Raw genomic sequence first — 24,971 nt, 5'->3', positions numbered from 1 at the left:
ACTACAGTCCGTTGCGAGGACTGGCGGTTACCCACAAGTAACCAGTGAGTCGGTGTCCACATCCGGAAGCGGGAGGCGTAGAGGCATGGCGCGCGAGTCGGGCAGCGACCGTTTGACGGAGTCCGGGCTGCCGATCGAACCGGTCTACGGGCCCGCCGACCTGGCCGGCTGGGACCCGCAGGAGAAGCTGGGCGAGCCCGGTTCGTATCCGTTCACCCGCGGTGTGTACCCCACGATGTACACCGGGCGGCCGTGGACGATGCGGCAGTACGCGGGCTTCGGCACCGCGACCGAGTCCAACGCCCGCTACAAGCAGCTGATCGCCAACGGCACCATGGGTCTTTCGGTCGCCTTCGACCTGCCCACCCAGATGGGGCACGACTCCGACGCGCCGATCGCCTCCGGCGAGGTCGGCAAGGTCGGCGTGGCCATCGACTCGCTGGACGACATGCTGGTGCTGTTCGACGGCATCCCGCTGGACAAGGTGTCCACGTCGATGACGATCAACGCGCCCGCCGCACTGCTGCTCCTGCTGTACCAACTCGTCGCCGAGGAACAGGGCGTGCCCGCCGACAAGATCACCGGCACGATCCAGAACGACGTGCTCAAGGAGTACATCGCCCGCGGCACCTACATCTTCCCGCCCAAGCCCAGCCTGCGGCTGATCGCCGACATCTTCGCGTACTGCAAGGCCGAGATCCCGAAGTGGAACACGATCTCGATCTCCGGCTACCACATGGCCGAGGCCGGTGCGAGCCCCGCGCAGGAGATCGCGTTCACCCTCGCCGACGGCGTGGAGTACGTCCGCACCGCGATCGCCGCCGGAATGGACGTGGACGACTTCGCACCCCGGCTGTCGTTCTTCTTCGTCTCGCGCACCACGATCCTGGAGGAGGTCGCCAAGTTCCGTGCGGCCCGCCGGATCTGGGCGCGGTTGATGCGGGACGAGTTCGGCGCCAAGAACCCCAAGTCGCAGATGCTGCGCTTCCACACCCAGACCGCGGGTGTGCAACTCACCGCGCAGCAGCCCGAGGTGAACCTGGTCCGGGTCGCCGTCCAGGGCCTGGCGGCGGTGCTCGGCGGCACCCAGTCGCTGCACACCAACAGTTTCGACGAGGCCATCGCGCTGCCGACCGAGAAGTCCGCGCGCCTCGCGCTGCGCACCCAGCAGGTGCTGGCGTACGAGACCGATGTGACCGCCACCGTCGACCCGTTCGCCGGGTCCTACGTCATCGAGAAGATGACGGACGAGGTCGAGGCCGCCGCGGTGGAACTGATGCGCAAGGTCGAGGACTTCGGCGGCGCGGTCAACGCCATCGAGCACGGCTTCCAGAAGAACGAGATCGAGCGCAACGCCTACCGCATCTCCCAGGAGACCGACGCGGGCGAGCGGGTCGTGGTCGGCGTCAACCGCTTCAAGCTGGACGAGGAGGAGCCGTACGAGCCGCTGCGGGTCGATCCGGCGATCGAGGCGCAGCAGGCCGAGCGCCTGGCGAAGCTGCGCGCCACGCGCGACCAGGCGGCGGTCGATGAGGCGTTGGCGGCGCTGCGGGCCGCCGCCGAAGGGTCGGACAACGTCCTGTACCCCATGAAGGAGGCGCTGCGCGCCCGGGCGACGGTCGGCGAGGTCTGCAATACGCTCCGCGGGGTGTGGGGAGCGTACGTGCCGACCGACGCGTTCTAGCCGTCCGGCCGGGGTCGGTTCGGACCGCCGGGCAACGCCGCCGCGGTCGCTCGCCGCCGCGGCGAGCGACCACACCGGACCGGCCCGGTGGTGCCGAACTACCGCAAGCCGCGCGCAGCGAGCAGCGCGCGCCGGATGCGTGGTGTGAGCGGCCGTTCCACGGCCGTGTGCAGCAGCCATGCCAGTGCCAGCATCGCCGCCGCGCAGGCGCCCAGTACGACCGGCGCCGGGAGGCGCAGGCCGTGGTGCAGCGCGGGGATCACCACCCAGCCCAGGTGTTCGTGGACCAGGTAGAACGGGTACGTCAGCGCGCCCGCGGTGGTCAGCCAGCGCCAGTCCACCTTGCTCACCGGGGTCAGCGTGACCGCGGCCACCGCGGCGAACGCCAGTGTCACCAGGGCGATCACGGTGAGTTGGGTGCGGTGGTGGAAGGCCGCCACATGCGCGGGGGCCACCAACTCCCGTACCGCGTAGTGCTGGCCGAGCAGCCAGCCGGCGGCCACCACCGCCCAGCCGGTGGCGTCGTGCCCGTACCGGTGCACCAGGTACAGGCCGATGCCGCCGACGAAGAACGGAGCGTAGTCCGGCATCAGCAGCTGCTGCAGCAGCGGTTCACGGGCGGCGTCGGCGAAGACCGCGCCCGCCGTCCACAGCGTGCAGAACAGCAGCACCCGGCGTCTGGACGCGCCGCGCCACAGCACGCACAGCGCGAACAGCAGGTAGAACCGCAGCTCCGCCCAGAGCGTCCAGCACACTCCCAGTACCCGCTTGGCGCCCACCGGCATCTGAAGCATCGTCAGGTTGGTCAGCAGGTCGCTCGGCGAGACCGGATGGAACGCCACCCAGGGCAGTGCGAAGACGAAGGTGATCAGCAGGACCGCCGCCCAGTAGGCGGGCAGCAGCCGACCCGCCCGGGAGGCGGCGAACGCCATGGGGGAGCGGCCCCAGCCGCTCATGCAGATGACGAACCCGCTGATGACGAAGAAGAGTTGGACGCCCAGACAGCCGTAGGAGGCCGGTCCGGCGAGGCTCGGGAAGAGCTTGTGCGGCGAGGCGCCCCAGGCACGGGTGATGTCCCCGCCGCGCCCGGCGTAGTGGTACGCGCACACCGACAGCGCCGCCACCAGCCGCAGCCCGTCCAACGCCCGCAACCGCCCGGTGCGCTTGACGCCGCCCGGCACCGCGGCCGCGACAGGGCGCGCGGCGGTGATCGGCTGGGCGGTCACGAGGTGGCCGCCTGACGGTCCGCGGCCCGCGCGGTCAGCCCCCGGGCCCTGCGCACCACCCTGCGCACCGTACGGTTCCGCGGCAGGAAGGCGAGTTGGGACGGCACGCCGCCGGGAAGCGCCAGCGAGGTGAGCCGCCGCCGCTTGAAGTACCGCCGGGTGTCCCGGTGCGCGGACAGATAGCGGACCGTCTCGTCGCGCAGGTGCGGATAGGCCTTGGACTGCATGCAGTAGCCCACCGCCCGCAGCAGTGCGGTCAGTTCGGCGGTGGACGGCGGCCCGGACGCGGGCTCGCGGTCGTCCAGTGCGGGCAGCAGGGCGTCGACGATGGTGACCGGCACGCGGTTGCTGTTCTGGTACGGCGACAGCCGCTCCAGAAGCAGCCCGGTGCCGGTACGGACCACCGGCAGGCCGAAGAACTGGGACGCGGTGAGCAGGGCGGTGGAGAAGCAGCCGACCACCAGCGCGGGCCGCAGCCGCTGGAACAGCACCTCGGCGAGTACGGGAGTGTCGCAGACGGTCAGCTCCACCCCGAGGTCCGCGGCCTCCTTCTCCAGCAGGTGCGGCCAGTGGGCGGGCGCGGTCGGATGCGGCTTGAACACCGCGCTGCGGTGGCCGCGTGCGGCGATCCCGCGCAGCATGCGCAGGTGCAGCCGCTCCTCCTCCTCGACGGTGAGGATGTCCAGCGCGGACAGGTACTGGCCGAGCAGCAGCGCCGGGCCGTCCGCCGCCACCGGCTTGTCGTCGTGCGGCGTTGCCGCGGCCAGCTCCGCGAGCACCGTGCGGAAGGCGTCTGTCGGCACCACCTCGGGCCGGACACCGTGCTCGGACAGCAGCAGCGGTGTGAGGCCGGGCACGAGATCGAGGTGGAGCAGTCGGCGGATGCGGCTGGTGACCAGCAGCTCCAGCTTGTTGCGGGTGGGGCCGTAGCTCATCAGGCCGTCCGCGTAGACGTCGATGGGGGCGGCCGGAAAGAGCTGGACCAGGGCGAGCGCGGGTTCCACCTGGATGGACTCCACGGCCAGCTCTATCTCGTCGTCTCCCAGCTGCCACAGCAGCCGCAGGTGCCGCTCCAACAGCGGTACGTCGTCCGGGCGCGGAGCCCAACCGCTCGGGTGGAACGGGGAGATGGCCTCGTTCCACGACAGCACCCGGTCGAAGCGGTCGCGCAGCGCCTCGAAGCCCGGCATCCGGTCCAGCGGCGAAGTGGTCTCAGGCACCGGGGCGTTGTTGCTGACCAGCAGGATCCGCCGGTCGGCCGGGCGGAAGCGGTCGGCGTCCAGCGCGGCGGCCACGGTGGCGGCGCCGTAGAGGGTGGACGCCAGGAAGATCTGGGTACGCGCCATCAGGCCGCCGTCTCCTTCCGGTCCGGGCCGCCCGCGTCCCTGGTGGGCAGCAGTCTGTCCATCCAGCGCAGCCGCCTGAGCCGGACCGAGCGGTCCAGGTCCATCGAGTCCAGTGCCGCGGTCAGCAGGTCCTGCGGCATCCGCTTCATCGCGGCGGTGCTCAACGTCTTGAGCCTACGGGCGACCTGCGGTTCGAAGCGGTCGATGTTGGACAGGTGGTGGGCGATGATCGCGCAGTAGGTGCGGACCGCCTTCGGCAGGAACTCATCCGCCCGCGGGTCCTCGGCCGTCTCGGTCAGCACCTGGTCGAAGGAGCGTATGAAGTCCAGTTGCCGCACATCGCCGATCTGGGTGAGTGAACTGGCCACCCCCCTCCGGTAGAAGACACCGAGCAGGCCGAGCACCGCGAACGACTCGGCCTTGCGGTGCAGCCGCCAGATCCACGGCCGGTCCTCGGCGGTGCGCAGCCCGTCCGGGAAGTGCAGCAGTCCCGCGTCCTTCAGCCTGCGGTGGTACATCCCGGCCCAGGCATACGGGTAGTCGACGGAGGTCGAGGTGTCCGCGGGCAGGATCGCGTCGCGCGGGTCCAGCACCTCGCCGCGGCGGCCGTCCGGTACCCGGTGGATCACCCGCTCCCGGCCGGTGCACTGCACATGGTCGGTGCGCACGAAGTCGCAGCCCAACTCCTCGATGCAGGACAGCAGTTGCGGCAGGTAGCCAGGAGCCAGCCAGTCGTCGCCGTCGAGGAACGCCAGGTACTCGCCCTCGGCGGCGTCCAGGCCGGTGTTGCGGGCGGTGGCCAGGCCCTGGTTGCGCTCGTGCCGCACGAGTCTGGCGCCGGGCAGCCGGCCGCCCGCGGCGCGCTCCAGAATCTCCGGCGTCCGGTCCGTCGAACAATCGTCGACCAGAATGAATTCGAAATCCGCGCGTGCATTCGACGCCAGACTTCTCAGCATGTCGGGGGCGAATGTCTGCACGTTGTAGAACGGCACGATGACGGAGAGCTTGGCCACTTGCGGAACGTTATGCGGCGGCTCGCCATTTGGGATTGCGGGCTGCGGACCGTCCGGTGAACGAAGCGTGGCAGAGCCGTGAACCTGGCGCGCCGGACGGCTGTAGACCCTGTCGTCGGCGCGCTGTTAACCATTTGTTGCGGCCTTGTACGCCCACCGCTTTTATTCGATTCCTACGGTCTCCGGCGTGCCAACCAGTGCCACCCCGGTAAAAAAGATCACGGTACTCGCCGATTCGGACACGCGTTGGAAGTGGGGCGCCCAGACCGCTCGCCGAATAGCCGAGGACGCGTGTCTTGACGCGCGGTTGCTGCGTGGGCGGGCCACTCCGACCAGCCGGCAGTTGGCCGAGGTCGGCATGCCCGCGGACTCGATGCGCGAGGTGACCGCCGCGCAGTTCCTGGCCCAGACCGACCGGGACAGCGCGGACGTGGTGGTGCTCGCCTGCGTCGGCGGCACCGTGCAGGCCATGCTGCACGGGCTGGCCCGCGCCTGGCAGGGCCACGAGCGGCGGCCGGTGCTCGTCACCGGATACGTCGGGGTGGTCTACGAGAAGCTCGCCGACGGACTGCTGCTGCGGCACGGTGCGGATGTCGTGCTGGCCAACAGCCGGGACGACGCGGAGCGGTTCCGCGCGGTCTACCGGGGTGTCGGGGCCGACGCGGACTGCGTGGTGGAGAGCGCGCTGCCGTTCCTGACCGGTCAGCCCTACCAGCCGTCCACCGGGCGGCCGTTGACCGTGGTCTTCGCCGCCCAGCCGTCGGTGCCGGACGGCCGCCGGGACCGCGAGTACCTGCTGGAGCGGGCGGTACGGCACGCGGAGGCGCACGCCGACCGCGAGGTGCTGGTGAAGCTGCGCAGCAAGCCGGGCGAGCACACCACGCACATCGAGGAGAGCCCCTACCCCAAGCTGGCCGCGCGCCACCGACTGCCGTCCAACCTGCGGCTGGTGTACGGGCACATGGGCGAAGTCCTCGACCGCACCGACCTGTTGGTGACGGTCAGCTCCACCGCCGCCCTGGAGTCGATGCACCGCGGCATCCCCACCGCCGTCCTCACCGACCTCGGGGTCCGCGAGGCGCTGGGCAACCACCACTTCCTGGGCTCCGGCTGCCTGGCCTCCTGGGACCAACTGGACGCGGGGCTGCTGCCGGAAGCCGACGCCGGATGGCTGCGGCGGCACGGCGTGCTCGGCGACGACCCGTTCCGGGCGGTGCGCGAGCGGGTCACCGCGCTGGCGGACGCGTCCGGCCTTCCGGCGCCGCGGCCGTACTACACCGCCCGGACGGCGCCCGGCTATCTGCCCGGCATCCTCGCCCGGCACCACCTCGACGTGACGGGCGCCCCCCTCCCGGGCGCCCCCGCCCCGGCCGCCCGGGGCCGACTGCGCGGCGCGGTGCGGGAGTTCAGCCGCAATGCCGCGCGCACCCTCTACCGCCAAGGCGTCCAACGCGTGGCGCCGGTCATCCGCCGCTGGGGGCAACTGTGAGCAACGTTCCATCGGATGCGGCGAGTTCGGCGCCACCCGCCTCTGCCGTGGGGCTTCACGCCGTTGCGGCGGGAAGGCCTTCGCCCCTCGTCCTCGCCGTCATCCCGGCCCGCGGCGGCTCAAAGGGCGTGCCGGGCAAGAACCTTGCCGAGGTCGGCGGCGTGCCGCTCGTCGCGCGGGCGGTACGGGCCTGCGTGGACGCGCGACACGTGAGCGCCGTCGTCGTCTCCACCGACGACGGCGGCATCGCCGAGGCGGCTCGCGCGGCCGGGGCCGAAGTGGTGGCCCGGCCGCCCGGCATAGCCGGCGACACCGCGACCAGCGAGGCGGCCGTACTGCACGCCCTCGACGCGTACGAGGCCATGCACGGCGACGTGGTCGACGTCGTCGTGATGGCGCAGTGCACCAGCCCGTTCCTCACCGCGGAGGACATCACCGGCGTGGCCGCCGCCGTACTTGAGGACGGCGCGGACAGCGCGCTGACCGTCGCCCCGTTCCACGGCTTCCTGTGGCGGGCGGCCGACGACGAAGCCGACGCGTACGGCGTCAACCACGACAAGGCCGTCCGGCCGCGTCGCCAGGACCGCCCCCAGGACCTGCTGGAGACCGGCGCGGCGTACGCGATGCGGGTCCCCGGATTCCGCAAGTCCGGCCATCGCTTCTTCGGGCGCACCGCCCTGGTGCGGACCGATCCCGAACGGGTGCTGGAGGTGGACGAGCCGGGCGACCTCGCCCGAGCCCGTGCGCTGGCGCCGCTTCTCGGCACAGGGGGTCTTCCAGGGGCCGCGCCCCTGCGCCCCGCTTCCGAGGCCGCGCCCCTCGACCCCGCCTCCGGGGCTACGGCCCCGGCCCCCCGCAGCAATTGACGAAAGGACCGTCCTCCGTGACCACCACCCTCCCCCGTCTGCGTACGATCGGCGACCGTCTCGTCGGCACCGGCCGTCCCGTCTACATCACCGGCGAGATCGGCATCAACCACAACGGTGACCTGGAGAACGCCTACCGGCTGATCGACGCCGCCGTCTCGGCCGGGTGCGACGCGGTGAAGTTCCAGAAGCGCACCCCGGAGATCTGCACCCCGCGCGACCAGTGGGACGTAGAGCGCGACACCCCGTGGGGCCGGATGACGTACATCGACTACCGGCACCGCGTCGAGTTCGGCGAGGACGAGTACCGGGCCATCGACGCGTACTGCCGTGAGCAGGGCATCCAGTGGTTCGCCTCGCCGTGGGACGTGCCGAGCGTGGAGTTCCTGGAGAAGTTCGATCTGCCCGCGCACAAGGTCGCCTCCGCCTGCCTGACCGACGACGACCTGCTGCGCGCGCTGCGCGCCACCGGCCGCACCGTCGTGCTGTCCACCGGCATGTCCACCCCGAAGCAGATCCGGCACGCGGTGGAGGTACTCGGCAGCGACAACATCCTGCTGTGCCACGCCACTTCGACGTACCCGGCGAAGCACGAGGAACTCAACCTGCGCATGATCCACACCCTGCAGGCCGAGTACCCCAACGTGCCGATCGGCTACTCGGGACACGAGGTCGGCCTGCAGACCACGCTCGCCGCCGTCGCGCTCGGCGCGGTTTTCGTCGAGCGGCACATCACCCTCGACCGCGCGATGTGGGGCTCCGACCAGGCCGCGTCGGTGGAGACCTCGGGCCTGCAGCGGCTGGTGCGCGACATCCGGATCGTGGAGCGGTCGCTGGGCGACGGGGTGAAGCGGGTGTACGAGGGTGAGCTGGGCCCGATGAAGAAGCTGCGCCGGGTGCCGGGCGTGGTGGCGGAGGCCGAGGCGGCGGCCGGACGAGAGCCGGTCTCAGCGTGAGCGGTTCACCAGCCACCGACCCACCACAGGCCACCGGCGCCGTCCCGGCCCCGCGCGCACCCGGCGACCAGTACGAAGCCCTGCGCACCCTGGCGCTCATCGAGTCCCCGGTGCAGCTGCTCAACCTGCTGGAGTGGACGCACGCGCAGCGCGCGGCCGGAACGCTCGACCTTGCCGACTGCACCGTCGTGGTGCTGCCGCCGCGCGACCCGATGAGCCGCGGCCAGCTGCGCCGGATGGCCGAGCTGGCCCGGGACGAGGGGCTGGCGCTGCGCTGGTGCGAGCCGCGCACCGCGACCGCCGGGCCGGTGCGCACGCTGGCGGGCCTGACCCCGCTGCTGCTGCGGGCCAGGCGCCTGGTGCTGGGCGACCCGTTCTCCCGCTTCGTGCAGGCCCTGCTGCCGCTGAGCCGGGCCCGCGACCTGGTGGTGATAGACGACGGCACGGCGACCATGGAGTTCGTGGCGCTGATCGCCGACGGGCAGCGCCTGGTGCGCTGGCACCGCGCCGGGCGCGGCGCCCGGGACGCCGCGTTCGCCGCGGTGGCCGCCAACGCCCGGCGGCGGCTGACCGCGGGTCCCGGCCGCCGGGTGGAGCTGTTCACCGCGATGCCGGTCGTACCACCGCCCGGCACCCGGCTGACCGTCAACCGCCTGGCGTGGACCCGGGCCCGCTTCGGGCCGCCCAGCGTGCGGCGCGGCGCGGACCTGATCGGCACCTCGCTGGTGGAGACCGGCGTGGTGCATCCGGACGCCTACCTCGCCGCTGTCCGCGGCATAGCCGCCGCGCACGGCGCGACCCGCTACTTCGCGCACCGCAGGGAGCGCGAGGACAAACTGCGGCGGCTGTCCACCGAGGCCGGGCTGGAGATCGTGCGGCCCGACCTGCCGCTGGAACTCGTCGCCCGGCGCGGCCCGATCGGCGCCCGCCTGCTGAGCTTCCCGTCCACCGTGGTGCACACCCTGCCCCTCGCCCTGGACGGCACGGGCGTGGAGGTCGCGGTCTGCGAGGTGGACCCGTCGTGGCTGACCAGCGGCGCCTCGCCGCGCGCCCACGGCTTCCTGTCCGGCATCACCAGCGCCGCCCGCAGCCGCCACGGGCTCGGCGCGATCCGCAACCCGGTGGCGGTGACCTGATGAGCGTGGCCCTCGACACCCCCGCGGCCCGGCTGTCCTCCGACGAGGCCGGGGAACTGGCCGCCCGGCACGGGCTGACCCCGGCCGTGCAGCGGCCCCCACTGCCCGAGTACCTGCGGCAGCTGTGGGGCAGACGGCACTTCACCGTCGCCTACGCCCGGGCGCGGCTGACCGCGCTGTACGCCACGGCCCGGCTCGGCCAGATCTGGCACGTGCTGACGCCGCTGTTCAACGTCGCCGTCTACTGGCTGATCTTCGGCTATCTGCTCGACAAGAAGGCCGGGACCGGCGACAACTACATCGCGTTCCTGTCCGTCGGCATGTTCGTGTTCACCTACTCGCGGGAGTCCATCGCCACGGGCACCTGGTCGATCTCCAACCGGATCGAACTGGTCCGCGCCATGCACTTCCCGCGCGCCTGCCTGCCGATCGCCTCCACCCTGGTGCAGCTCCAGCAACTCGTGCTGTCCATGGGCATCGTGATCAGCATCTGCCTGGCCACCGGTGAGCCGTTCGGCGCCCGCTGGCTGCTGCTGGTTCCGGCGCTGGCGTTGCAGACGGTGTTCAACCTGGGCTGCGGGATGCTGATGGCCCGGATCGGCGCCCGCAACCACGACATCGGCGAGCTGGTGCCGTTCCTGCTGCGCACGTGGATGTACACCTGCGGCGTCTTCTACAGCATCGCCAAGGTGACCGGCCACGCCCCGCGGATCATCCGGCTGCTGCTGGAGTCCAACCCCGGCGCGATCTACATCGAGCTGGCCCGGCACGCGCTGCTGGACGGCTACGCCCAGCTCACCCCGCACGTGTGGATACTGGCCGCGGTGTGGGCGGCGGTGGCGCTGGTGACCGGTCTGGTGGTCTGCTGGCAGGCCGAGGACAAGTACGGCCGTGGCTGAACGCGCAATGCCCGGTGCGGCGTTCGGCCCTGATCGATACCTATCCGTGACCCGTTCAACCCGGCGCCACGCGCCCGCCATCCGGTGATCACCGCCGCCGTGTTCTCTTCTTCCATGGGGAGCACACCGCGGAAGGCCGTGCGGATCGCGGTTCTCGCGGACAGCACGCTGGGGAACGACTCACGAGCGCAGCGGGTGGCCCGCGCCGCCGCCGAGGCGGGCTACGACGTCACGCTCATCGGACGCGCCGACGGCCGACCTGCGCCGGTGCTGCCGGGCGTCGCGGTGATCACCGTGGACGTGCCGCAGACGCTGTTCCGCCACCGGACGCACAGGCCACGACCGGGCCTGCGCTGGCCGCTGGCGTACCGCTGCGCGGAGGCGCACCGCTACCGCACCGCACAACTGGCGGTCCGCGAGCAGCTGTTGCGCACTCGGTCCGCCGAACTCGACGTTGTATACCGCCCGTTGGCCCGGCAGGCCGCGGCCCGCGCCGCGTACTCCCTGGCCCGGGCGCGGTACGCGGTGCGCCGGACCTGGACCAGAGCGCGAGCCGCCCAGTACCAGGCCGCGGTGCGCCGCCGCGGTGTGCCGGACGGCTTCCTGGACAACCTCGCCACCGCGCTGTCCCGGCTGCTACCGGTGCGGCGGGCCTGGCGGCGGCTCGATCCGTTGCTGCTCGACCTGGAGGCGGCGTACGGCCCGGTGCTGGACGAACGGCGCCCGCAGCTGATCCACGCCCGCGGACGGCGGGTGCTCGGGGTGGCGCTGCGCGCCGCGGTACGGGCGGAGGCCGCCGGGCGCACGGTGAAGGTGCTGTGGGACGCCGACGAGTGCGCGGTGCTCGCCCCGGCCTCCTCGCGCCGGGCGGCGGTGGCCCGGGACGCGGACGAGCGGGCGCACGCCGCCGAGGCCGACGCGGTGATCACGGTGTGCGAGGCGTACGCGGAGCAGTTGCGCACCCGGCACAAGCTGCCGGCGCCGCCCGCCGTGGTGCTCAACGCGCCCAAGTACCAGGACCGTTCGGCGCCGCGCGACGGCGGCGGGGTGCGGGCGGCCTGCCGGCTGGCGCCCGAGGTGCCGCTGCTGGTGCACAGCGGGGCGGTGGCCCCGGAGCGCGGGCTGCTCACGGTGGTGGAGGCGCTGCCCAAGCTGTACGACCTGCACGCGGCGTTCGTGGTGCCGGAGCCGGGCGCACCGTACGTCCGTACGCTCATCGAGCGGGCCGCCGAGCTGGGGGTGGCCCCCCGGCTGCACATCCTGCCGTTCGTGCCGCCCGAGGAGATCGCCGGGTTCCTGGCCTCCGCCGACATCGGAGTGGTCCCGGTGCACCATCTGCCGCACCACGAAGTGGCGCTGGCCGCCCGCTACTTGGAGTACGCGCACGCCCGGCTACCGGTGGTGGTCAGTGACGTACGGGTGATGGCCGCGGCCACGCTGTCGCTGGGCAACGGGGAGGTGTTCCGGGCCGCCGACACCGCCGACTTCGTGCGCGCGGTGGGCGCGGTGCTGACCAACCGGCCGCGCTACCGCAGGGCCTATGAGCGCTCGCCTATGCTGGGCCAGTGGTCCTGGCAGCGCCAGTCGGCGCCGCTGCTTGAGGTGTACGCGCGGCTGGTGGGAGCGCCAACGATCGCCGGACCTGCGCTGCTCGCCCGAACCTGACAGGTATCGGCGCCTTCACGCACGAACCTGACCGAGTCTCCGCCGTCCGGGGCCGTTGCCGAGCAATCGGTCGCGCCTTGGTCCACCATGGAGTGGAAGGGAAGACGAAGGCTTAACAAGTGGAGATACCCGCGGCGGCGCCGAATATGCACCACAGGGGTGATGATCTCGTCACTTGAAGGCTGGAATTTTTCACTGACGACACACCAGGAGTGGTCATGAGTCCTACGCTGTCGGGGGTGGACCACTCACTACCCGCGCCCGCGTCCGGCGCCCTGCCCGAGGAACTGTTCGCCGAACTCGTCGCATTCCGCCGTGACTTGCACATGCACCCGGAGCTGTCCCGCGAGGAGTTCCGCACCACCGAGGCGATCAGGAGACGCCTCGCGCAGGCGGGCCTTGAGCCCCGGGTGCTGCCCTCCGGAACCGGCGTGATCTGCGACGTCGGCGGCGACGAGTCCGGCCGTGGCCGTCTCGCGCTGCGCGCCGACATCGACGCGCTGCCGATCCCGGACGTCAAGAAGGTTCCGTACCGCTCGACGGTGAAGGGCAGGGCGCACGCCTGCGGTCACGACGTCCACACCACAGTCGCCCTCGGCGCGGGCCTGGTCCTCGCCGAGCTGGACCAGGCCGGGAAGCTGCCCCGGCCGGTGCGGCTGGTGTTCCAGCCCGCCGAGGAGAGCATGCCGGGCGGCGCCCTTGACATGCTCAAGGCCGACGTCCTGGACGGGGTGGAGCGGATCCTCGCCGTGCACTGCGACCCCAAGGTCGAGGTCGGCCGGATCGGGCTGCGCACCGGAGCGATCACTTCCGCCTGCGACCGCCTTGAGCTGCGGCTCGACGGCGCGGGTGGCCACACCGCGCGCCCCCATCTGACCACCGACCTGGTGACGGCGCTGGCCAAGATCGCCACCGAGCTGCCCGCCGCCCTCGCCCGCCGGATCGACCCGCGCGCGGGTGTCTCGGTGGTCTGGGGCCGGATCGAGGCGGGCCATGCGTGCAACGTGATCCCGCAGCACGCGGAGCTGGAGGGCACCGTCCGCTGCCTCGACCTCGACGCGTGGCACGAGGCGCCGGACCTGATCCACGAGGTGATCGACCAGATCGCCGCGATCTACCGGGCCAAGTGGGAGCTGACCTACCACCGGGGCGTCCCCCCGGTGGTCAACGAGGCGACCTCCGCGGACCTGCTCCGCGAGGCGATGACCTTCCGCCACGGCGCCCACGCGGTCGAGGACACCGAGCAGAGCCTGGGTGGCGAGGACTTCTCCTGGTACCTGGAACACGTCCCCGGCGCCCTGGCCCGGCTGGGCGTCCGCCCGGTGGGCGACCCCACCATCCGTGACCTCCACCGAGGCGACTTCGACGCGGACGAGGAAGCGATCAGGGTCGGTGTCGAGCTGTTCACCGCGGCGGCACTGCTGGAGTGAGGGCGCTCAGCGCAGCAGCGTCGCCCGCCAGAAACGGTGGATGATCTCCCGGAAGCCGGTGTGCGAGGGGTTGCGGCCCACGTGCTGGAAGGCCCAGTCGCGGACGTCCTCGAACTCCTCGCTCGCCTGCGACGCCTCGTCGCACCGCATGCACTCCATCTCGAACACGATCCGGGGCGCCTCCGGCGCGGTCTCCGGACCGATCATCCAGTCCGCGCGGCGGATCACCGTGTGCGCGCTCAACGAGCCCACCTCCGCGCGGCGTTGACCTCCGCCACCTTGGCGCGCAGGGTGTCGCTGGGGCCGGCCGGGGAGACGTCCCTCGGGTGGGCGACCCACGGTTCGCCGTCGCCCGCCGGGCGCAGGTGCACCATCCCCGCCCGGACGTACAGCACCACCCCCACCCGGTCCTGTGCCCTGTCCAGCACCACTGCCCCCGTCTCGGGGATCTCCGCCGCCTGCATGTGCCGCCCTTCCGCTGCCGCCTTTGCGCTCCGCTTACCGTGCGCAAGCGGTTCTTTACTGGTTGTTCCCCACGGTGGCGCCTGCGGCGCTAGGCTGAACAGGGGGTCTGGGGTTACTGCGGTGTGAGTAAGGCTGGGGGTAACGCCACGGATGGCCAAGCGACTTGAGCAGGGTTCGCTGCGCGAGCTTCTGGGCAAGGAGGTACGGCGCCGCCGCACGGAGGCGGGGCTCACCCAGCAGCAGTTGGGCAACATCATCCACGTCGTGGACAGCAGGATCGCGCAGATTGAGACGGCGACCGGCGCAAAGGTGACCTACGACCTTTGCGCCGCGCTTGACGCTGCGCTGGGCACGGGCGGCTTGCTCTCGGAGTTGTACGAGCACCTTCGTAAGGAGACGCTTCCCGACTGGGTTCGGAGGTTCCTGGACCTCCAGGCGCGGGCGCGCGTCATCCACGAGTTCTCGCAGATCATCCCAGGGCTTGTCCAAACGGAGGCGTACGTAAGGGCGTTGTTCGAGTCCGGTCGGGTTTACGCCAACGGAGATCTGGAGGAGAAGCTCGCCTTCCGGCTGGGCCGTCAAGAGATCCTGAAGGGGTCTAATCCGCCGTGGTTGTGGATCGTGCTCGACGAGTCCGCGCTGTACCGGGAGGTCGGGGGACCGGAAGTGATGAACGAGCAGTTGGCGCGCCTGCTGGAGCTGGGCGAGCATCCGCGCGTCGACGTACAAGTGTTGCCGTTCAATAGTCGTGAACTCGCCGCTATCGGCTCCAACTTGAGCTTGGTGACGCTACCCAATGGCGAGAAGGTGGCCTACACCGAGGGGATTCTTGCCGGGCTCATCTTCGAAGACCTGGAAGACGTCACCAGGTTCACCGTCATCTACGATCGGCTCAGGGCCAACGCCCTGCCGCCTGCCGAGTCCGCGGCCTTGATCCGCAAGGTGATGGAGGAGCGCTACTCATGTCCGCCGTCCGACCCGATCTGACCGCCGCGATGTGGCGCAAGAGCAGTTACAGCAGTGCGCATGCCGACAACTGCGTCGAGGTCGCCGAGGGCGTCCCCGGTCACATACCCGTCCGTGACAGCAAGGACCCGCAGGGTCCGATGCTCCTCTTTACCGCCGAGGCGTGGAACGCCTTCGTGCGGACCGTAAAGTCGGGACGCTGGGCCTGAGGGTGCCGCTACGGCGGGGTTTCTTGGGGTAGGCCGAAGAGGCGCCCTGGCGCCAGCCACTCGATCGGGCGGAGTCACAGCGCAGCCCAGGCGGCCGGCGCATCCGCGTGCCAGACTGGCCGCTATGACGCAGCATGCCTTGCATATCACCGCCGCTGTGACGCACGAGGACGACTGGTACGTCGCCCGCTGCCTCCAGGTTGAGGTGGCCAGCCAGGGCAAGACCATCGAAGAGGCTCTCGACAATCTCCGTGAGGCCTTGGAACTGTACTTCGAGGATGAGCCCGCGCCCGAGGCATACGAGACCGACGTGATCACCGCGCCGATCGAGGTCCGTGTCGCGTGACCCCTCCCATCCCTCGTGGTCTGTCGGGAGCGCAGGTCGCCTAGGAGCATTCCCGTCGACGGGTCGCGCAGGCGCCCGGCGCGCCTACCCTCTCCGGCCGTGCCGGACCCGTACCCCACCGTGCTTCCCGGCCGCCGTAGGCGTGCCGCACTCGTACCGCCCCGGCGCAGCCGGACCCCAGTAGGGAAGGGCTCACACCTCCGCCACCCGGGCGTCCCTGGCCGGAAACCGACCGTTGGGCTCGATCTGGTAACAGGTTCCCAACCCCCCTTTACCTGGCATCTACGCGCGTTAAGCTCCCGTTCGACCAGCGCCGGACGGGGCGCTATCTGGATGAAGGGGTACCCCTCGTGCGCCGGGTAACCACAACACTTGCCGCCGCAGGCATAGCCGCGGCCCTTGCTGTCAGCGCCACCGCGTGTGGGGCCAGTTCGACCCAGTCCTCCTCCGGTTCGAGCGCCTCGGGCTCGACCGGCGGCGGTATGAAGGTCGGCATCGCCTACGACGTGGGCGGTCGCGGTGACCACTCGTTCAACGACTCCGCCGCGCGTGGTCTGGATCAGGCCACCAAGCAGTTCGGCGGCACGCCGAAGGAGCTGACCGCCAAGACCACGGACACCGAGTCCGACCGTGAGCAGCGGCTGTCCGACCTCGCCACCGCCGGTTACAACCCGGTTGTCGCGGTCGGCTTCGCCTACGCCGACTCGGTCAAGGCGGTCGCGTCCAAGTTCCCGAAGACCACCTTCGGCATCGTCGACTCGCAGGTCGCCGGGGCCAACGTCGACAGCATGACCTTCGCCTCGCCGGAGAGCTCCTACCTGGCGGGCGTCGCGGCGGCGCTGAAGTCCAAGAGCGGCCAGGTCGGCTTCATCGGCGGTGTGGACAACGAGCTCATCAAGGGCTTCCAGGCCGGCTTCCAGCAGGGCGTCACGGACACCAAGCCGAACGACAAGGTCACGGTGCAGTACCTGACCACCGGCTCCGACCTGTCCGGCTTCAGCAGCCCGGACCTGGGCAAGAGCGCGGCCAGCGGCATGCTGTCCAAGGGCATCGACGTGATCTACACGGCGGCCGGAAGCTCCGGCTCCGGTGCGATCGAGGCCGTGCACGGTCAGAAGGGCGCCTGGTCGATCGGTGTCGACTCCGACCAGTACCAGGACCCGGGCCTGGCCCAGTACAAGGACTCGATCCTGACCTCCGCGGTCAAGAACGTGGACGTCGCGGTGCTCGACCTGATCAAGAGCGTGCACGACGGCAAGCCGCTGACCGGCAACAACACCTACGGTCTGAACAACGGTGGCGTCAGCCTGGCCACCAGCGGCGGGTTCATCAACGACATCCAGTCTCAGCTCGACGCGGTGAAGAAGAAGATCGTGGACGGCCAGATCAAGGTCAAGTCCACTCCCTGACCGGGAGATCGCTGAACGGCACGGCGCACGGGGCCCGGTGGCGGAGGCAGTACTTCTCCGCCGGGCCCCGTTCCGCACGTGACCGCGACACCCCCCCCGTGAGCGGCCGCCCGCGCGGCCGCGGAAAACGTCGCTGAACCTACGCGCGTAGAAAGCAAGTTGCGCGGTACGTTCGCCCCTCCCATCGCCCCACTCCTTCGCCCCGAGGAGAGTGCGCCATCAACGCGTCAGCCCCTCCCCCCGCAGTCCAGCTCAAGGGAATCACCAAGCGGTTCCCCGGAGTTGTCGCCAACCACGACATTGACATCACCGTCGCCCGCGGCACCGTGCACGCCCTGGTGGGCGAGAACGGCGCCGGCAAGTCGACCCTGATGAAGATCCTCTACGGCATGCAGAAGCCGGACGAGGGCACCATCGCCATCGACGGCGAGCAGGTGACGTTCCACCACCCCGGCGATGCCATCGCCCGGGGCGTCGGCATGGTGCACCAGCACTTCATGCTTGCCGACAACCTCACCGTGCTGGAAAACGTCGTGCTCGGCAGCGAGAAACTGCACGGCATCGGCGCCAAGGCACGCGCCAAGATCCTTGAGATATCCGACAGTTACGGCCTGGGCGTCCGCCCCGACGTGCTGGTCGAGGACCTCGGCGTGGCCGACCGCCAGCGGGTGGAGATCCTCAAGGTCCTCTACCGCGGCGCCCGTACGCTGATCCTGGACGAGCCCACCGCGGTCCTCGTCCCGCAGGAGGTCGACGCGCTCTTCGACAACCTGCGCGGACTGAAGGCCGAGGGCCTGACCGTCATCTTCATCTCGCACAAGCTGGGCGAGGTGCTGTCGGTGGCCGACGAGATCACCGTCATCCGCCGTGGCACCACGGTCGGCTCCGCCGACCCGAAGACCACCACCCCCAAGCAGCTCGCCGAGCTGATGGTCGGCAGCGAACTGCCGTCCCCGGAGACCCGCGAGTCCACGGTCACCGACATCCCGATGCTGACCGTCGAAGGGCTGCGGCTCACCGCGCCGGACGCGGACGGCATCGAGCGCACGGTGCTGGACGACATCGCCTTCACCATCCACAAGGGCGAGGTCCTCGGCCTCGCGGGCGTCGAGGGCAACGGCCAGGCCGAGCTGGTCGAGGCCGTCATGGGCATGCGCCACCCGGACGCCGGTGTCATCACCCTCGACGGCACCGACATCTCCCAGGCACCCACCCGGCAGCGCAGGGAGAACGGCATCGGCTACGTCCCCGAGGACCGCCACCGGCACGGGCTGCTGCTGGAGGCCCCGCTGTGGGAGAACCGCATCCTCGGCCACGTCACCGAGAAGCCCAACAGCAAGGGCGCGCTGCTCGACCCCAACGCGGCCCGCAAGGACACCGAGCGGATCGTCGCCGAGTACGACGTGCGCACCCCCGGCATCGACGTCACCGCGGCCTCGCTGTCCGGTGGCAACCAGCAGAAGCTCATCGTCGGCCGGGAGATGAGCCACCACCCCAAGTTGCTGATCGCGGCCCACCCCACCCGCGGTGTGGACGTCGGCGCGCAGGCGCAGATCTGGGACCAGATCCGCGAGGCACGCCGTGAGGGCCTCGCCGTGCTGCTGATCTCCGCCGACCTGGACGAGCTGATCGGCCTGTCCGACACCCTGCGGGTGATGTACCGCGGCCGGCTGGTCGCGGACGCGGACCCCGCCACGATCACCCCCGAGGAGCTGGGCTCCGCCATGACCGGCGCGGCCTCCGGCCACCTTGAGCACTCCACCGCCGCTGGGGGAGAGGACCGATGAAGAAGTTCGCGAAGATAGACAAGGAGCGGCTGCTGCTCGGCCTGGCCGCTCCGGTGCTCGCCCTGCTGGCGGCGTTCATCGTCACCAGCCTGGTACTGCTCGCCACCGGCAAGCAGCCGTTCGACGCCTTCCAGATCATGGGCAGTTACGGCGTCAAGAGCGACAGCCAGGTCTACATCCTGAACAAGGCGACCACCTACTACCTGGCGGGTCTCGCGGTGGCCATCGGCTTCCGGATGAACCTGTTCAACATCGGTGTGGACGGCCAGTACCGGCTCGCGGCCTTCGTCGCCGCGGTGGTCGGCGGCGCGGTGAGCCTGCCCAGCTTCCTGGAACTCCCGCTGATCATCATCGTCGCGATGCTGGTCGGCGCGGCGTGGGCGGGCCTGGCCGGTCTGCTCAAGGTGGGCCGGGGCGTCAGCGAGGTCATCGCCACGATCATGCTGAACTCGATCGCCACCGCGATCATCGGCTACCTGCTGCAGCCCGGCCGGCTGGCGCACCTGGACGCCAACACCAACAGCGTGCACACCACGGTGCTGCCGAAGTCCGGCTGGTTCTTCACCTTCACCGCCAACCCCGCGGCCGGTCCCATCGAGGGCTTCATCGTCATCGCGGCGCTGGCGGGTGTCGGCTACTGGTTCGTGCTCAACCGCACCCGGTTCGGCTTCGACCTGCGCACCGTCGGCCAGTCCGAGTCGGCCGCGCAGGCCAGCGGTGTGAACGTCAAGCGCATGGTGGTCACCAGCATGCTGATCTCCGGCGCGGTCGCCGGTCTTGTCGGCATGCCCACCCTGCTCAACGAGTCGCACCAGTACGCCACCGACTTCCCCACCGGAATCGGTTTCACCGGTATCGCCATCGCGCTGCTCGGCCGCAACCACCCGGCCGGCATCGCGGTCGGCGCACTGCTGTGGGCGTTCCTCGACCGGACCTCCAACTGGCTTGAGTTCAACGGCTACGACAAGGAGATCGTCGGCGTCATGCAGGGCGTCATCGTGCTCTCCGTCGTCGTCGCCTACGAACTCGTCCGCCGCTACGGCCTCGGCCGCCAGCAGCGCCGGGTGGGCGAGGAACTCGCCGCCGCCGCGGCGCGCAAGACCACCGTGAAGGAAGAGGTGACGGCATGAGCGCCACCACGACCGCCGTCCAGGCCACCGCGCCCAAGGCCCCGCAGGCCAAGGGCACCGGGCGCCTCTCCTACCCCGTCATGCTGGTGCTGTTCGCGGGCGTGCTGCTCGCGGTCTGCGCGGTACGGGCGATCACCGGCGCGCAGGACGTGACGTCCTCCGGCCAGATCAGCGGCATGCTGCAGATGGCGGTGCCGATCGGCCTCGCCGGTCTCGCCGGTCTGTGGTCGGAGCGGGCCGGTGTGGTCAACATCGGTCTTGAGGGCATGATGATCCTCGGCACCTTCTTCGGTGCCTGGGTCGGCTGGCAGACCAACCCGTGGTTCGGCCTGCTCGCCGGAATCCTCGGCGGCATGCTCGGCGGACTGCTGCACGCGGTCGCCACCGTCACCTTCGGCGTGGACCACATCGTCTCCGGTGTGGCGATCACCCTGCTCGCCCAGGGCATCACCCAGTACCTGGCCAAGCGCTGGTTCAACACCGGCCACGCGGCGACGCTCGGCGGCAACCCCAAGCAGTCGCCACCGATCAAGTCGGTGCCGACGATCACCGTGCCGGGCCTGTCCGACTGGCTGCTGAGCATCGAGCACCACCACTGGTTCCTGGTCTCCGACCTCGCGGGCATCCTCGGCGGCCTGGTCACCGGGCTGTCCTACTTCACCGTGCTCGCCGCGCTGCTGTTCGCCGCCACGTTCTACGTGCTGTGGCGCACCGCGTTCGGCCTGCGGCTGCGCTCGTGCGGTGAGGCGCCGATCGCCGCCGAGTCGCTCGGCGTGAACGTGTACTTCTACAAGTACGCGGCGGTCGTGCTCTCCGGTGGACTCGCCGGTTTCGGCGGCGCGTTCCTCGCGATGGTGCCGTCGCACATCTACAACGAGGGCCAGACCGGCGGGCGCGGTTACATCGGTCTCGCTGCGATGATCTTCGGTAACTGGCGGCCCGGTGGGCTGGCCATGGGCGCGGGACTGTTCGGCTACACCGACAGCCTGGCGCTGCGCAGCGGTGGCCCGGCGGCGCACGCGCTGCTGTTGCTGCTGGTGATCCTGCTCGCCCTTCTGGCGGGTTGGAAGGTCTACCGCAAGAGTTACCGGCAGGGCGTGCTGAGCGCGGTCTTCGCGGCGCTGCTGCTGTTGTGGTTCGTGATGACGGACACCATCCCGAACGAATTCGTCTCCGCCACCCCGTACGTGGCCACGCTGCTGGTGCTCGCGCTGTCCGCGCAACGGCTGCGGATGCCGAAGGCGGACGGCAAGCCGTACCGGAAGGGCCAGGGCAAGTGAGCGACCAGCCGATCGACTGGGAGGCGCTGCGCGCGGCGGCCCGGGACGTGATGTCCCGGGCCTACGCCCCGTACTCCGGCTTCCCGGTCGGCGCCGCCGCCCTCGTCGACGACGGCCGGACCGTCGTCGGCTGCAACGTGGAGAACGCGGCCTACGGGGTCGCGCTGTGCGCCGAGTGCGGCCTGGTCTCCGCGCTGCACGCCTCCGGTGGCGGTCGGCTGACCGCGTTCACCTGCTGCGACGGGCAGGGCCGGGTGCTGATGCCGTGCGGGCGCTGCCGCCAACTGCTGTGGGAGAACGGCGGCCCGGAGCTGCTGGTCGACACCGCGCGCGGCATCCGCCCGATGCGCGAGTTGCTTCCGGACGCCTTCGGAGCCGAGGATCTGGACCGCTAGGGCAAACTGACGTAAGGAACGCGAACACCTCATGGACGTCATCTCCGTCATCCGTACCAAGCGCGACCGTGGTCGTCTCAGCGACGAGCAGATCGACTGGGTGATCGACGCTTACACCAAGGGCCAGGTCGCCGACGAGCAGATGTCCGCGCTCGCCATGGCGATCCTGCTCAACGGTATGGACCGGGCCGAGATCGCCCGCTGGACCGCCGCGATGATCGCCAGCGGTGAGCGGATGGACTTCTCGTCGCTGCCCCGGCCGACCGCCGACAAGCACTCGACCGGCGGCGTCGGCGACAAGATCACGCTGCCGCTGGCCCCGCTGGTCGCCGCGTGCGGCGCCGCCGTACCGCAGCTGTCCGGCCGTGGCCTCGGCCACACCGGCGGCACGCTGGACAAGCTGGAGTCCATCCCCGGCTGGCGTGCGCTGCTGTCCAACGACGAGATGATGGGTGTGCTGCGTGACGTGGGCGCCGTCATCTGCGCCGCGGGAGACGGGCTGGCACCGGCCGACAAGAAGCTGTACGCGCTGCGCGACGTCACCGGCACGGTGGAGGCGATTCCGCTGATCGCCTCCTCCATCATGTCCAAGAAGATCGCGGAGGGCACCGGTTCGCTGGTGCTGGACGTGAAGGTCGGCTCCGGCGCCTTCATGAAGAACCGCGAGGACGCGGCCGAACTCGCCCGCACCATGGTCGGGTTGGGCACGGACCACGGCGTGAAGACGGTGGCGCTGCTCACCGACATGTCCACCCCGCTGGGCCTGACCGCCGGCAACGCGCTCGAAGTGCGCGAATCCGTCGAGGTGTTGGCGGGTGGCGGACCGGCCGACGTGGTCGAGCTGACGCTGGCGCTGGCCCGCGAGATGCTCGACGCGGCGGGCCTGAAGGACGCCGACCCGGCGAAGGCACTGCGCGACGGCTCCGCGATGGACCACTGGCGCCGCATGATCTCCGCCCAGGGCGGCGACCCGGACGCGACGCTTCCGGTCGCCCGTGAGCAGCATGTCGTGACGGCCTCCGCCTCCGGTGTGCTCACCGGGCTGGACGCCTACGCGGTAGGCGTCGCCGCCTGGCGGCTCGGCGCGGGCCGGGCTCGCAAGGAGGACCCGGTGCAGGCGGGCGCGGGCATCGAGATGCACGCCAAGCCCGGCGAGACGGTCACGGCTGGCCAGCCTCTGCTGACCCTGCACACGGACACCCCGGAGCGCTTCGACTACGCCTTGCAGGCGCTGGAGGGCGGGGTGACCATTTCGCCGTCCGGCACGGAGTTCAAGCCGCAGCCGATCGTGCTGGAACGTATCGCCTGATTTTCGGCTCACTCGTACGCATGAACGGGACTGATGGACGCCCATCGGTCCCGTTCGTCATGCTGGGATCGGTGACGTACCGAACGAGGAGACCACCATGAGCGCACTGCCCGTCGAGCCAGTGCCCAGCGACGATTACAGCTGGGACGATCTCGTCCGTATCTGGGAGGAGACGGACGTACCCGAGGGCTGCAAGGTGGAGATCATCAAGGGGCAGCTCGTCGTGACGCCACCGCCTGCGAACTTCCACAACAGCATCGCGTCCAGGCTGCAGCGGATGCTGTTGACCGTGATCCCCGAAGACTGGGGCGTTTTCCAGACGCTGGGTGTCGCCGTGCCCTCGCGCAGTGGGCTGTTCATTCCGGACCTCGCGGTAGCCCCCGAGAGTGTGGTGGACGTACCAGGCAACTTCATCATGGCCGGCGAGACAGAGCTGATCGCGGAGATCACGTCAAAGTCGAACGCTGAACAAGACAGGGTCGTGAAGCCAGCGGGCTACGCCCAAGCCGGGGTTCCGCTCTACCTACTGATCGACCGCTGGGCGCCAGGAGGCCCCACGATCACGCTTTTCGGCGAGTCGAACGATGGCGTGTACCGGACGCTGCAGGCAACCAAGTTCGGCGAGAAGATCCACCTACCTGCCCCCTTCGACCTCACCATCGACACCAGCGTCTTCCCCGGCGCCTAGACGACCGCCGCCGCCCGCCGCGCCGCCCGCGTCCCGTACAACGTGATCCCCGCCGCCGCGACCATCGCCGCCAACCCCACCGCCGTCGCGGCGGGCCAGCCGTCGGCATGATAAGCGGTGGCGCCCACCGTGCCGCCCACGCTGTTGCCGACGTAATACGCCGTCAGGTAAAGGGCGCTGGCCTGGGCGCGGCCCGAGGTCGCCGTGTGGGAGACCGCGCCGGAGGCGACCGAGTGGCCGGTGAAGAAGCCCGCCGTGATCAGCACAAGTCCCGCCAGAACAGCGGCGATCGAGTCGGCCAGGCTGAGCAGCAGGCCCGCCGCCACCGCGCCTATCCCGCAGTACAGCGCACCGCGCCGACCGAGCCGGGCGACCAGCTTCCCCGCCGCCGCCGAGCTTGCCGTACCCACCAGGTAGACCAGGAAGATCGAGCCGACCAGGCCCTCCGGCAGATCGAAGGGCGCCGCCGTCAGGCGGTAGCCGAGCACCGTGTAGACCGAGCCGAAGACCGCCATGAACAGCATGCCCAGCAGGTAGAGCCGCAGCAGCAGCGGATTGCGGACGTGCCCGGTGAGCGTGGCCAGCAGCGCGCGCGGGCTGATCGGCGACGGTGTGAAGTTCCGGGCCTTCGGCGCGAGCAGGATGAACGCCACCGCGCAGCACAGCGACAGCACGCCCAGCACACCGAGCGCCACCCGCCAGCCCGCGAACTGGGCGACGAAACCGGCGATCACCCGGGAGGCCATGCCGCCCAGGCTGTTGCCCGCGACGTACAGGCCGATCGCGGAGGCGATCGCCTTCTTGGAGACCTCCTCCGCCAGATACGCCATGGCGGTGGCCGGCAGCCCGGCGAGCGCGACGCCCTGCAACGTCCGCAGCACCACCAGCACCGCCAGGTTCGGGGAGAACGGAATCGCGAGCCCGACCAGCGCCGCGCTGACCACCGCGACCGCCATGACCGGCGTACGGCCGTACTTCTCGGAGAGCGCGCTGACCGGGATCAGCGCCACGGCGAGCCCGGCCGTGGTCATCGCCACCGTCAGGCTGGCCTGCGCCGGGCTCACCGCGAGGTCGGTGGAGATCGCGGGCAGTAGCCCCTGGGTCGAGTACAGCAGGAGGAACGTGGCCGCCCCGGCGGCGAACAGCGCCAGGATCGCCCGGCGATAGGCGGCACTGCCGGGTAGGAGCTTGGTCTCCGCGGCGGCGTCCGTGGTCGCGGTGCGAGCGGACGCCGGGGTATCGACATCGGGCATACCCCGAACGTACGACCGGCACAT

Annotated in this window: 23 protein-coding genes and 1 pseudogene; 18 read left to right on the top strand and 6 right to left on the bottom strand. The window is 70.6% G+C overall.

Annotation, left to right across the window (positions count from 1 at the left end; genetic code table 11):
- The first annotated feature begins 85 nt into the window (after window positions 1–85).
- A complete protein-coding gene (locus O5O46_RS03060; RefSeq protein WP_269853613.1) occupies window positions 86–1,684 on the top strand; it encodes an acyl-CoA mutase large subunit family protein in 1,599 nt (532 codons plus the stop codon).
- A gap of 98 nt (window positions 1,685–1,782) precedes the next feature.
- On the opposite strand, the gene O5O46_RS03055 is transcribed toward O5O46_RS03060, so the two are convergent.
- The 3 genes from O5O46_RS03055 to O5O46_RS03045 are packed head-to-tail and all read right to left on the bottom strand — an operon-like array spanning window position 1,783 to window position 5,269.
- Entirely contained in the window at window positions 1,783–2,910 is a 1,128-nt protein-coding gene (locus O5O46_RS03055) for an acyltransferase family protein (protein ID WP_443072364.1), read from the bottom strand.
- Window positions 2,907–4,256 carry an alpha-2,8-polysialyltransferase family protein gene (locus tag O5O46_RS03050; RefSeq protein WP_269853612.1) on the bottom strand — a complete coding sequence of 450 codons (1,350 nt, stop codon included), beginning with the start codon at window positions 4,254–4,256 and terminating at the stop codon, window positions 2,907–2,909. The genes O5O46_RS03055 and O5O46_RS03050 overlap by 4 nt, the downstream gene beginning before the upstream one ends.
- Window positions 4,256–5,269 carry a glycosyltransferase family 2 protein gene (locus tag O5O46_RS03045; protein ID WP_269853611.1) on the bottom strand — a complete coding sequence of 338 codons (1,014 nt, stop codon included), beginning with the start codon at window positions 5,267–5,269 and terminating at the stop codon, window positions 4,256–4,258. Before O5O46_RS03045 ends, O5O46_RS03050 begins: the two co-directional genes overlap by 1 nt.
- 187 nt (window positions 5,270–5,456) lie before the next feature.
- On the opposite strand from O5O46_RS03045, the gene O5O46_RS03040 reads away from it, so the two are divergent.
- The 7 genes and pseudogenes from O5O46_RS03040 to O5O46_RS03010 all read left to right on the top strand — a co-directional run bounded on the left by O5O46_RS03040 (window position 5,457) and on the right by O5O46_RS03010 (window position 13,710).
- Window positions 5,457–6,758 (top strand): DUF6716 putative glycosyltransferase, encoded by a 1,302-nt coding sequence (locus tag O5O46_RS03040; RefSeq protein WP_269853610.1) that lies wholly within the window; start codon window positions 5,457–5,459, stop codon window positions 6,756–6,758.
- Window positions 6,759–6,805: 47 nt separating this feature from the next.
- A pseudogene (locus O5O46_RS03035) lies at window positions 6,806–7,582 on the top strand (acylneuraminate cytidylyltransferase family protein); the annotation flags it as partial.
- Between the two features lie 59 nt (window positions 7,583–7,641).
- Window positions 7,642–8,580: an N-acetylneuraminate synthase family protein gene (locus tag O5O46_RS03030; protein ID WP_269853609.1), complete on the top strand. Its 939-nt coding sequence runs from the start codon at window positions 7,642–7,644 to the stop codon at window positions 8,578–8,580.
- Window positions 8,577–9,716, top strand: a complete 1,140-nt coding sequence (locus O5O46_RS03025) for a hypothetical protein (protein WP_443072363.1) — start codon at window positions 8,577–8,579, stop codon at window positions 9,714–9,716. The genes O5O46_RS03030 and O5O46_RS03025 overlap by 4 nt, the downstream gene beginning before the upstream one ends.
- Entirely contained in the window at window positions 9,716–10,615 is a 900-nt protein-coding gene (locus O5O46_RS03020) for an ABC transporter permease (RefSeq protein ID WP_269853608.1), read from the top strand. Before O5O46_RS03025 ends, O5O46_RS03020 begins: the two co-directional genes overlap by 1 nt.
- 114 nt (window positions 10,616–10,729) lie before the next feature.
- Window positions 10,730–12,280, top strand: a complete 1,551-nt coding sequence (locus O5O46_RS03015) for a glycosyltransferase family 4 protein (RefSeq protein WP_269853607.1) — start codon at window positions 10,730–10,732, stop codon at window positions 12,278–12,280.
- A gap of 218 nt (window positions 12,281–12,498) precedes the next feature.
- Entirely contained in the window at window positions 12,499–13,710 is a 1,212-nt protein-coding gene (locus O5O46_RS03010; protein ID WP_269853606.1) for a M20 family metallopeptidase, read from the top strand.
- A 6-nt stretch (window positions 13,711–13,716) separates the two neighbouring features.
- Here O5O46_RS03010 and O5O46_RS03005 read toward each other — a convergent pair whose 3' ends face one another.
- Both O5O46_RS03005 and O5O46_RS03000 read right to left on the bottom strand, forming a co-directional pair.
- The gene (locus O5O46_RS03005; RefSeq protein WP_269853605.1) at window positions 13,717–13,962 is read right to left on the bottom strand and encodes a DUF7848 domain-containing protein; all 246 of its coding nucleotides are present in this window, start codon (window positions 13,960–13,962) and stop codon (window positions 13,717–13,719) included.
- Window positions 13,950–14,174 (bottom strand): hypothetical protein, encoded by a 225-nt coding sequence (locus O5O46_RS03000; protein WP_269853604.1) that lies wholly within the window; start codon window positions 14,172–14,174, stop codon window positions 13,950–13,952. Before O5O46_RS03000 ends, O5O46_RS03005 begins: the two co-directional genes overlap by 13 nt.
- Before the next feature lie 151 nt (window positions 14,175–14,325).
- On the opposite strand from O5O46_RS03000, the gene O5O46_RS02995 reads away from it, so the two are divergent.
- The 10 genes from O5O46_RS02995 (at window position 14,326) to O5O46_RS02950 (ending at window position 23,694) form a co-directional block, all read left to right on the top strand.
- The gene (locus tag O5O46_RS02995; protein ID WP_269853603.1) at window positions 14,326–15,162 is read left to right on the top strand and encodes a helix-turn-helix domain-containing protein; all 837 of its coding nucleotides are present in this window, start codon (window positions 14,326–14,328) and stop codon (window positions 15,160–15,162) included.
- On the top strand, window positions 15,138–15,350 hold the full coding sequence (locus O5O46_RS02990) for a DUF397 domain-containing protein (RefSeq protein ID WP_269853602.1): 213 nt from the start codon (window positions 15,138–15,140) through the stop codon (window positions 15,348–15,350). The genes O5O46_RS02995 and O5O46_RS02990 overlap by 25 nt, the downstream gene beginning before the upstream one ends.
- Before the next feature lie 124 nt (window positions 15,351–15,474).
- Window positions 15,475–15,696: a type II toxin-antitoxin system HicB family antitoxin gene (locus O5O46_RS02985; protein ID WP_269853601.1), complete on the top strand. Its 222-nt coding sequence runs from the start codon at window positions 15,475–15,477 to the stop codon at window positions 15,694–15,696.
- Between the two features lie 350 nt (window positions 15,697–16,046).
- Window positions 16,047–17,105 (top strand): BMP family lipoprotein, encoded by a 1,059-nt coding sequence (locus O5O46_RS02980; RefSeq protein ID WP_269853600.1) that lies wholly within the window; start codon window positions 16,047–16,049, stop codon window positions 17,103–17,105.
- 218 nt (window positions 17,106–17,323) lie between these two features.
- Window positions 17,324–18,892, top strand: coding sequence for an ABC transporter ATP-binding protein (locus tag O5O46_RS02975; RefSeq protein WP_269853907.1), 1,569 nt, complete (start codon window positions 17,324–17,326; stop codon window positions 18,890–18,892).
- Window positions 18,889–20,022, top strand: a complete 1,134-nt coding sequence (locus O5O46_RS02970) for an ABC transporter permease (protein ID WP_269853599.1) — start codon at window positions 18,889–18,891, stop codon at window positions 20,020–20,022. The genes O5O46_RS02975 and O5O46_RS02970 overlap by 4 nt, the downstream gene beginning before the upstream one ends.
- Entirely contained in the window at window positions 20,019–21,302 is a 1,284-nt protein-coding gene (locus O5O46_RS02965; protein ID WP_269853598.1) for an ABC transporter permease, read from the top strand. The genes O5O46_RS02970 and O5O46_RS02965 overlap by 4 nt, the downstream gene beginning before the upstream one ends.
- Window positions 21,299–21,697, top strand: coding sequence for a cytidine deaminase (locus O5O46_RS02960; protein WP_269853597.1), 399 nt, complete (start codon window positions 21,299–21,301; stop codon window positions 21,695–21,697). Before O5O46_RS02965 ends, O5O46_RS02960 begins: the two co-directional genes overlap by 4 nt.
- 31 nt (window positions 21,698–21,728) lie before the next feature.
- Entirely contained in the window at window positions 21,729–23,006 is a 1,278-nt protein-coding gene (locus O5O46_RS02955) for a thymidine phosphorylase (RefSeq protein WP_269853596.1), read from the top strand.
- 97 nt (window positions 23,007–23,103) lie between these two features.
- Window positions 23,104–23,694: a Uma2 family endonuclease gene (locus O5O46_RS02950; protein ID WP_269853595.1), complete on the top strand. Its 591-nt coding sequence runs from the start codon at window positions 23,104–23,106 to the stop codon at window positions 23,692–23,694.
- Here O5O46_RS02950 and O5O46_RS02945 read toward each other — a convergent pair.
- Window positions 23,691–24,947: an MFS transporter gene (locus O5O46_RS02945; protein ID WP_269853594.1), complete on the bottom strand. Its 1,257-nt coding sequence runs from the start codon at window positions 24,945–24,947 to the stop codon at window positions 23,691–23,693. The two genes, O5O46_RS02950 and O5O46_RS02945, sit on opposite strands and share 4 nt — an antisense overlap.
- Between the last annotated feature and the right edge of the window lie 24 nt (window positions 24,948–24,971).

Source organism: Streptomyces sp. RPT161, from assembly GCF_027533845.1.
In the GTDB taxonomy this organism is placed as follows: domain Bacteria; phylum Actinomycetota; class Actinomycetes; order Streptomycetales; family Streptomycetaceae; genus Streptantibioticus_A; species Streptantibioticus_A silvisoli_A.
The sequence above is the reverse complement of the archived record's forward strand: the minus strand, read 5'-3'. Positions and strand labels throughout refer to the sequence as shown.

Bases quoted from the DNA above. Each gene is read 5' to 3' on its own strand.
- O5O46_RS03060 (WP_269853613.1), top strand. From the start codon at position 86: ATGGCGCGCGAGTCGGGCAGCGACCGTTTGACGGAGTCCGGGCTGCCG.
- O5O46_RS03050 (WP_269853612.1), bottom strand. From the start codon at position 4,256: ATGGCGCGTACCCAGATCTTCCTGGCGTCCACCCTCTACGGCGCCGCC.
- O5O46_RS03020 (WP_269853608.1), top strand. From the start codon at position 9,716: ATGAGCGTGGCCCTCGACACCCCCGCGGCCCGGCTGTCCTCCGACGAG.
- O5O46_RS03015 (WP_269853607.1), top strand. From the start codon at position 10,730: ATGGGGAGCACACCGCGGAAGGCCGTGCGGATCGCGGTTCTCGCGGAC.
- O5O46_RS03010 (WP_269853606.1), top strand. From the start codon at position 12,499: ATGAGTCCTACGCTGTCGGGGGTGGACCACTCACTACCCGCGCCCGCG.
- O5O46_RS03000 (WP_269853604.1), bottom strand. From the start codon at position 14,174: ATGCAGGCGGCGGAGATCCCCGAGACGGGGGCAGTGGTGCTGGACAGG.
- O5O46_RS02995 (WP_269853603.1), top strand. From the start codon at position 14,326: ATGGCCAAGCGACTTGAGCAGGGTTCGCTGCGCGAGCTTCTGGGCAAG.
- O5O46_RS02990 (WP_269853602.1), top strand. From the start codon at position 15,138: ATGTCCGCCGTCCGACCCGATCTGACCGCCGCGATGTGGCGCAAGAGC.
- O5O46_RS02985 (WP_269853601.1), top strand. From the start codon at position 15,475: ATGACGCAGCATGCCTTGCATATCACCGCCGCTGTGACGCACGAGGAC.
- O5O46_RS02970 (WP_269853599.1), top strand. From the start codon at position 18,889: ATGAAGAAGTTCGCGAAGATAGACAAGGAGCGGCTGCTGCTCGGCCTG.
- O5O46_RS02965 (WP_269853598.1), top strand. From the start codon at position 20,019: ATGAGCGCCACCACGACCGCCGTCCAGGCCACCGCGCCCAAGGCCCCG.
- O5O46_RS02955 (WP_269853596.1), top strand. From the start codon at position 21,729: ATGGACGTCATCTCCGTCATCCGTACCAAGCGCGACCGTGGTCGTCTC.
- O5O46_RS02950 (WP_269853595.1), top strand. From the start codon at position 23,104: ATGAGCGCACTGCCCGTCGAGCCAGTGCCCAGCGACGATTACAGCTGG.
- O5O46_RS02945 (WP_269853594.1), bottom strand. From the start codon at position 24,947: ATGCCCGATGTCGATACCCCGGCGTCCGCTCGCACCGCGACCACGGAC.